Origin of the sequence: Stenotrophomonas nitritireducens (assembly GCF_001431425.1) — a bacterium.
In the GTDB taxonomy this organism is placed as follows: Bacteria; Pseudomonadota; Gammaproteobacteria; order Xanthomonadales; family Xanthomonadaceae; genus Stenotrophomonas; species Stenotrophomonas nitritireducens.
In genome coordinates, this window is record NZ_LDJG01000063.1 from 1 (window position 1) to 1,308 (window position 1,308).

General features: G+C 51.8%; 2 protein-coding genes. Both read left to right on the forward strand.

The features are described 5' to 3' along the window. The coding region (locus ABB22_RS18470) for a hypothetical protein (RefSeq protein WP_161809381.1) at window positions 1-389 on the forward strand (389 nt) is incomplete at its 5' end. Continuing rightward, a complete protein-coding gene (locus tag ABB22_RS18330; RefSeq protein WP_152984258.1) occupies window positions 382-1,110 on the forward strand; it encodes a hypothetical protein in 729 nt (242 codons plus the stop codon). The genes ABB22_RS18470 and ABB22_RS18330, both read left to right, overlap by 8 nt. Window positions 1,111-1,308 lie beyond the last annotated feature (198 nt).

A 1,308-nucleotide genomic window follows, 5' to 3' on the forward strand; every position in this document is an offset into this window, starting at 1 on the left:
CAACTTTTCTTTCAGTAAGGCAGGTGCTGGCGCGACTTAACACAGCATGGGGAACGCAACCACACGCCAACTACCCAGGAACACTCAATGGTCAGATTGTGAAGGCCCTCAAGAAAGGAAAGGAAAGGGCTAAAAATCTCTCCGACCAAAGACTCATATCTCAGTGCTCTCGCGCCATTACAGCAGCTAAAAATCTAGCCAATCTGATGGCCTCAAGTTACGCCATACGAGTAGTTGCTGATTACTACCCTGAAATTCCAATTGACTTCACCCATGCAGATAGATTTGCACTGAATAACGTGGATATCACGGAGGCTCATCATTGGCCTGAAAAAGCGAAAGCATGGGCCAAGGAGATAGAGGATGCATGGAGACAATTGGATGCATAGTGCCCAAGAGGTTCAAAGCTTTCTCCGGGAAAAGGGGATTCTGATAGCGGGGTCGGCTGTTCGAGATTCCGGCGGAAGGAACTTCTACTACGTATTCGTTGAAGTCCAGAAGAATGCTCGCGGACATCAGGAGCCCACGAATGCAGCACTTGATGCAGCCAAGGTGGCTTTAGAGCAAGAGGGGGCTTTGGTCGAATTCATCCTTACGGATGGGGCCACACGCGACATTGAAGCTGGGCTGCGTGCCACACTGCTTCACTCCTTTGGAAGGTCATTGAGAAATTCCTTTCTTTCTTCATCTGCATCGGAAGCCTCAGTTTGGGTTGTCCCTAAGCACGGGTTGTCTGATGACGAGCGGACTCAGATCGAGGAAAAGGCAAAGATTTTTCTCAAGGAGGTTGGGCTGACGCTGCGACATATCACCGCCACTACGGAAGAAAATCTACCTGCCAAGACTCGCATTCTGACGGTGTTGAGGCAGGTAGCCCCCGCTGCACCAGCTCAGTTAGTGCAACACCTCCGGGACAAGGGATTTGTCATACCTTCGGATGATTGGATGACTCGTCAGTTGGATGGCTTGCGCAAGGCCGGCATGGTTGTCCGAATGAAGTCCGGGCTCTACGCCGTGACCGCACAGGGATTAAAGGGGTTAGGGACGGTGAAAGGCCGATCCAGTCCCGATGTATCTCGTCTTCTTGCGTTGGCAAGCAATCGTGGCTAGGCTATTCCTGCGGGAGCCTCTGGCGCGAGCGTGCATCACGCTCACTTGCCAAGGTCGATTGTTAGAAGGGTGCCGGTAAAACGTCCGGCGATCCTTCGAATCGCCGGACGTTTTACCGGCGCTCAACGAAAGAAAAACTTTGCTATATGAGGCTCCCGCAACTTCTTCAAGAATCGCAATTTTTCCTCTTCTCGGGGG